The organism is uncultured Bacteroides sp. (assembly GCF_910585845.1).
In the GTDB taxonomy this organism is placed as follows: Bacteria; Bacteroidota; Bacteroidia; order Bacteroidales; family Bacteroidaceae; genus Bacteroides.
The window spans coordinates 43119-49523 of sequence record NZ_CAJUHF010000024.1; the positions used below are offsets into that span (position 1 = coordinate 43119).

At 45.7% G+C, this 6405-nt stretch carries 5 protein-coding genes; all 5 read left to right on the top strand.

Translation table 11 applies throughout. The annotated features are described in order from the left end of the window. Nucleotides 1-377: 377 nt before the first annotated feature. Nucleotides 378-1814, top strand: a complete 1437-nt coding sequence (locus QZ323_RS08585) for a tetratricopeptide repeat protein (RefSeq protein ID WP_294634190.1) — start codon at nucleotides 378-380, stop codon at nucleotides 1812-1814. Between the two features lie 2 nt (nucleotides 1815-1816). Next, nucleotides 1817-2287, top strand: coding sequence for an NfeD family protein (locus tag QZ323_RS08590; protein WP_294634191.1), 471 nt, complete (start codon nucleotides 1817-1819; stop codon nucleotides 2285-2287). A gap of 25 nt (nucleotides 2288-2312) precedes the next feature. Beyond that, a complete protein-coding gene (gene floA / locus QZ323_RS08595) occupies nucleotides 2313-3314 on the top strand; it encodes a flotillin-like protein FloA (RefSeq protein ID WP_294634192.1) in 1002 nt (333 codons plus the stop codon). Between the two features lie 394 nt (nucleotides 3315-3708). Next, nucleotides 3709-4587 carry a nucleoside phosphorylase gene (locus tag QZ323_RS08600; protein WP_294634193.1) on the top strand — a complete coding sequence of 293 codons (879 nt, stop codon included), beginning with the start codon at nucleotides 3709-3711 and terminating at the stop codon, nucleotides 4585-4587. Between the two features lie 394 nt (nucleotides 4588-4981). Further along, entirely contained in the window at nucleotides 4982-6373 is a 1392-nt protein-coding gene (gene mnmE, locus QZ323_RS08605) for a tRNA uridine-5-carboxymethylaminomethyl(34) synthesis GTPase MnmE (protein ID WP_294634194.1), read from the top strand. Nucleotides 6374-6405: the final 32 nt, after the last annotated feature.

Here is a 6405-nt window from a genome sequence, read left to right on the forward strand (position 1 = left end):
GATTCATTTCTGTTCTTTCCTACACTTTCTCCATACCTGCTCCATACCAACTCCATACCAACTCCTTAATTTCTCCATACTATAGGACACAGAGCTTTTATGGAGAAATGAAGGACCGGATAAGGCGCGGACATAGGGCAGACATAAACTCATGCAACACCAGGCACCCTTTCAAATGCTGGAAACTGCATCCGCAACTTGAGCCATTCAATCGGCGGGACACTTACCCACCCCGATTTTCTGCGCTTTTTGCGGTGCAAAAGTAAGAGAAAAGAATGATTTAAAGAAGAATTAACATAATAGAATAGCAGAAAACTGCAATATTCATGATTAATTTGTATTTTTGAACATCAGAAACTGTAAGTTGGATAAATAGTATGAGAAGAAGATATATTTCATTTTTTGCTTTTTGCCTTCTATTCGTCAGTGCTTCTGCACAGACCTTGGAACAAGCCAAAGCATTCTATCAGAAAAAACAATACGAAAAGGCCAAACCCGTCTTCAAGAAGTTTGTCAAGTCGCAACCAGCAAACGGGAACTACAACCTGTGGTACGGCGTATGCTGCCTGGAGACAGGGGAACCGGATGTCGCCTTAAAACATCTGGAGATGGCGGTAAAAAAGCGTATTCCGAGCGGACAGTTATACCTGGCACGCACCTACAACGACCTCTACCGCTTTGAAGATGCCATCAAGTGCTATGAAGAGTACATCACTGAGTTGAGCAAAAGAAAACGACCGACCGCGGAAGCGGAAAGACTTCTGGAGAAGAGCAAGACCAACTTCCGCATGCTGAAAGGCATCGAAGAGGTGTGCATCATCGACAGCATCGTAGTGGACAAGGAACATTTCCTGAAGGCATATAAAATCAGCCCCGAATCGGGCAAACTATTCATGTACAATGACTTTTTCAAGAAGAAAGAGGAGGTGGAAGCCACTGTCTATGAGACAGAGCTGGGTACCAAAATCTACTATGGCGAACGTCAGCCCGACGGCAAACTCAGCATCCTGTCATGCAACAAGATGCAAGGCGAATGGGGAAAAGGTAGCCTGTTGCCCGGCAGCATCAACGATTCCATCAATGCCAACTACCCGTATGTGCTGACCGACGGAGCGACCATCTATTACGCAGCCGACGGCGAAAACTCAATGGGTGGCTATGACATCTTCGTCACTCGCTACAATACAAATACCAACACTTATCTGGCACCCGAGAACGTGGGTATGCCGTTCAACTCTCCTTACAACGACTATATGTTCGTCATAGACGAGTTCAACAATCTCGGATGGTTCGCCTCCGACCGCTATCAGCCGAAAGGGAAGGTGTGCATCTACATCTTCGTACCCAACTCATCCAAGCGGGTATATAACTACGAAGGTATGGACCCCAAGAAAGCCGTCCGGCTCGCGCAGATTCACTCGCTGAAAGAGTCGTGGACAGACACCAATGTCGTATCCGATGCCAAGCACCGCCTGCAGGCCATTGCAAACGAAAAGCCACAGGCTGAACGGACCAATGATTTTGAATTTATCATCAACGACCAAATCACATACTACCAATGGAACGACTTCAAATCGCCCCAGGCCAAAGAATTGTTCGGCAAGTACCGCCAACTGGAAAAGAGCTACAGGCAGCAGCATAACAAACTGGAAGAACAACGTTCGTGGTACTCGCGCGCCAAAGATGTGGACAGAAAGAAACTGGCTCCTGCCATACTCGACCTGGAAAAGCAGGTGCAGCAATTGTCAAAAGAAGTGGAACGTGCCGCCATTGAAGCACGGAACACGGAAATAAAGAACCTAAAAAATCGATAATCATGGACATATTTATTATTGCAGTACTCATCATCGCAGCAGCGCTATTGTTTCTGGTAGAGCTATTCATCATCCCGGGTATCAGTATCGCCGGATTGCTGGCAGGCGGTTGCATCATCTTTGCCAACTATTATGCCTTTGCCTATCTGGGCAGCACAGACGGGTTTATCACACTGGGCATATCGGCAATAACTTGCATGGGGTCGCTGTACCTGTTCATGCGTTCCAAAACCCTGGATAAGGTTGCGCTGAAAATGAATATCACATCGAAAGTGGACCGGACGGCAGAAGCCAAGATAAAGGTCGGTGATACGGGCGTGGCCATCACACGGTTAGCCCTGATCGGTAATGCCGATATAGAAGGACACATCGTGGAAGTAAAATCCGTGGACGGTTTCCTGAACGAAAAGACCCCTATCACGGTGAGCCGCATTGCCGATGGTATCATCATGGTAGAAAAGAAGAAAATTTAATATTCACACATAATATCGTATAATTATGAATCCTGATTCCATGTACCTGACAGCCTTTCTTGTAATAGGGGGCATCATTTTCATCGTACTGTTTTTCCATTACATCCCCTTCTTCCTATGGCTTTCCGCCAAAGTTTCAGGGGTAAGAATTTCGCTGATACAGCTGTTCCTGATGCGCATCCGTAATGTACCTCCCTACATCATTGTACCAGGCATGATTGAGGCACACAAAGCCGGATTGAGCAACATCACACGTGACGAACTGGAGGCTCACTACCTTGCCGGCGGACACGTGGAAAGAGTGGTCCACGCCTTAGTGTCCGCTTCAAAAGCCAACATCGAGCTTTCCTTTCAAATGGCTACTGCCATCGACCTTGCCGGACGCGATGTATTCGAAGCAGTTCAAATGTCTGTAAACCCCAAAGTGATTGACACCCCGCCCGTGACAGCCGTAGCCAAAGATGGCATTCAGCTGATAGCCAAGGCTCGTGTCACAGTACGCGCCAACATCCGCCAATTAGTGGGAGGTGCCGGCGAAGACACCATTCTGGCACGTGTAGGAGAAGGCATCGTATCTTCTATCGGTTCGTCCGAAAACCATAAGTCGGTACTGGAAAATCCGGATTCAATCTCCAAACTGGTACTCCGCAAGGGACTGGACGCCGGCACGGCATTTGAAATCCTATCCATTGATATCGCCGACATCGACATAGGTAAGAACATTGGTGCCGCACTACAAATAGACCAAGCCAACGCTGACAAGAACATCGCCCAAGCCAAAGCGGAAGAGCGTCGCGCAATGGCCGTAGCCAGCGAACAGGAAATGAAAGCCAAAGCCCAGGAGGCCCGTGCCAAAGTGATCGAAGCGGAAGCAGAAGTGCCCAAAGCCATGGCAGAAGCATTCCGCAACGGCAACTTAGGCATCATGGATTATTATCGGATGAAGAACATCGAAGCCGATACCTCCATGCGCGAAAACATAGCAAAGCCTGTAGGAAACGCTTCCAATCCTTCGCTAAGCAAATAACCGGTAAGAGCCTGTCTGAATTTTGTTTTGCATCATCGTGAGAGTTCTTTTCGGAGTTGTTCTTCTGTCTTATGAAGAGTATGTTATATGAGAAACAAGAACAAGCTATATGACAAGCCCAAAGAAGCTATATGAGAGAGCGAAAGGAGGCAGATGACATATAAGAAGAAGAGAACCATCTGAAAAGAAGTTTAAGAAAAAAGCAGATAGAAAACTTTTCAGCAAATGGCAAACGAACTCAGAAACAGATCTTAGATATTTCTTCTAAAAACGTCGGAACCGGTGAACAGTACTCACATTCCGACGTTTTTATTTTATAGATGTTTCAGCACCGCATCACAAAAGAGCGGGCTAAGACATTCGAACCATTACTCAACCCTTAAAATTCCAGAATATGAAAAAGTATTTTGCATCCTCCGAACTCATCATCAACGACGATGGATCCGTATTCCACCTGCATGTAAAACCAGAATGGCTGGCAGACAAAGTAATCCTGGTGGGTGATCCGGGACGGGTAGCACTGGTTGCTTCACACTTCCAACACAAAGAGTGCGAAGTGGAAAGCCGTGAATTTAAAACCGTAACAGGTGTCTATAACGGCAAGCGAATCACTGTAGTATCCACCGGTATCGGTTGCGACAACATAGATATCGTAATGAACGAATTAGACGCCCTTGCCAACATCGACTTCAACACACGCGAAGAGAAATCTCAACTTCGCCAACTAGAATTGGTACGCATCGGCACCTGTGGCGGACTGCAACCCAATACCCCAGTAGGCACCTTTATTTGTTCGCAGAAATCCATCGGTTTCGACGGACTGTTAAACTTCTATGCAGGACGTGACGAAGTGTGCGACCTGGACTTCCAACATGCCTTCCTGAATCACATGGAATGGACCGGAAGCATGTGTGCCCCCGCTCCTTACGTAATCGACAGCAATGCCGAACTTATCGAACGTATTGCCTGCGATGACATGGTACGTGGCGTAACCATTGCCGCCAACGGCTTCTTTGGTCCCCAAGGACGCGAGCTGCGCATCCCCTTGGCAGACCCAAAGCAGAATGAGAAAATCGAAAACTTCGAATACAACGGGTATCGAATCACCAACTTCGAAATGGAAAGTTCTGCACTGGCAGGTCTAAGTCGACTGATGGGGCACAAAGCAACCACAGTATGCATGGTCATTGCCAACCGACTGATTAAAGAAGCCAACACAGGTTATAAGAATACCATCGATACGTTAATCAAAACAGTGTTGGATAGAATCTGACATCTCTCTTCCCCTATCATCAGATACTTCTCCCAACACACAGCTGTGTATCTTATAATCCATCAAATAAAAGTGAACAGTACTTCGAAAATCGATCCTTCAACTTTTGGAGTACTGTTTAACATAACCTTCGCAAAGATATTCTTTTAAAGAAACACATGCCAATCTCCTCCTACCACATTATCTTCCGTTCCTCCCTCTTTCTTCCAAAAGCCTGTTTTAGTTTAGTTCTGCATTTTTTTAAAATTCTTTTATACGAAAAAGAATCACCCAATAGGCCGAATAAAAAGCTTTTCGAAGAAAATCCAAATCAATCATAAAGTAAAATATACCTTTCAGCACAAAGTACCAGCAATTTTATCTAAATTTGCAACGTAAAATAATAGACTTTAAAATGAATCAGGATACAATCTGTGCAATCGCAACAGCTCAAGGGGGAGCAATCGGTATCATACGTATCTCCGGACCGGATGCTATCAACATAACCAGCCGCATCTTCATCCCCGCAAAAACCAGTAAAACGCTAACCGATAGCAAACCCTATACACTGACCTTCGGACACATACGCAATGAGAAAGAGATCATAGATGAAGTGCTTGTCAGCCTCTTCCGTGCCCCCCATTCCTACACAGGAGAAAATTGTACAGAAATCACCTGTCACGGTTCCAGCTACATCCTGCAACAAGTGATGCAACTACTCATCAAGCACGGTTGCCGCATAGCCCAACCGGGCGAGTATACCCAGCGTGCTTTCCTGAATGGCAAGATGGATCTAAGTCAGGCAGAAGCTGTAGCAGACCTCATAGCCTCATCATCTGCAGCTACACATCGCCTTGCCATGAACCAAATGCGCGGGGGATTCAGCAAAGAATTAGCCAACCTGCGTAACCAGTTACTTCACTTCACCTCTCTCATCGAGTTGGAATTAGACTTCAGCGACCATGAAGAGTTGGAATTTGCCGACCGGACAGAGCTTTGTCAACTGGCAAACAACATCGAGGCAGTCATCTCCCGCTTAGTAAATTCATTTAATGTAGGAAACGCGATAAAGAATGGCGTTCCCGTAGCAATTATCGGAGAAACCAACGCAGGAAAATCAACTTTGCTCAACGCTCTATTGAACGAAGAAAAAGCCATAGTAAGTGATATCCACGGTACCACACGAGATGTCATCGAAGATACCATAAACATAGGTGGCATCACCTTCCGCTTTATAGACACAGCAGGCATCCGAAAGACAGATGATGCCATTGAAATATTAGGAATAGAACGTACATTCCTCAAATTAGAACAGGCAGAGATTGTACTCTGGATGATAGACGCAACAGATGCAGCCTCACAAATCAGCCAACTATCCGATCAGATCCTCCCGCGTTGCCAAGGGAAACATCTGATCTTAGTATTCAACAAAGCAGATTTAGTACTTGACATTAATCTTTCGACCCTCTCCCCTACTCATCTACCGGACAATGTACAATCCATTTCACTTTCCGCCAAACAACGGATTCATATCAACGAATTACAACAAATGCTAATAGCCGCCGCCAACCTGCCATCAGTAACACCCAATGACATAATTGTAACAAATATCCGCCATTACGAAGCCCTTACTCATGCCCTGGAGGCCATAAAACGCGTACAACAAGGTTTGACAGACAATCTTTCTGGCGATCTCGTATCTCAGGACATCAGAGAATGCATCTTTCACCTAAGTGATATCGCAGGAGAAATAACTAATGATATGGTGTTGCAGAGTATATTTGAGAATTTTTGCATCGGCAAATAAGTGGTGATTACCAACGATTAGCATATATCATC

Excerpts from the sequence above, each read along its gene's own strand:
- QZ323_RS08585 (WP_294634190.1), top strand. The coding sequence starts at position 378 with ATGAGAAGAAGATATATTTCATTTTTTGCTTTTTGCCTTCTATTCGTC.
- QZ323_RS08590 (WP_294634191.1), top strand. The coding sequence starts at position 1,817 with ATGGACATATTTATTATTGCAGTACTCATCATCGCAGCAGCGCTATTG.
- floA (WP_294634192.1), top strand. The coding sequence starts at position 2,313 with ATGAATCCTGATTCCATGTACCTGACAGCCTTTCTTGTAATAGGGGGC.
- QZ323_RS08600 (WP_294634193.1), top strand. The coding sequence starts at position 3,709 with ATGAAAAAGTATTTTGCATCCTCCGAACTCATCATCAACGACGATGGA.
- mnmE (WP_294634194.1), top strand. The coding sequence starts at position 4,982 with ATGAATCAGGATACAATCTGTGCAATCGCAACAGCTCAAGGGGGAGCA.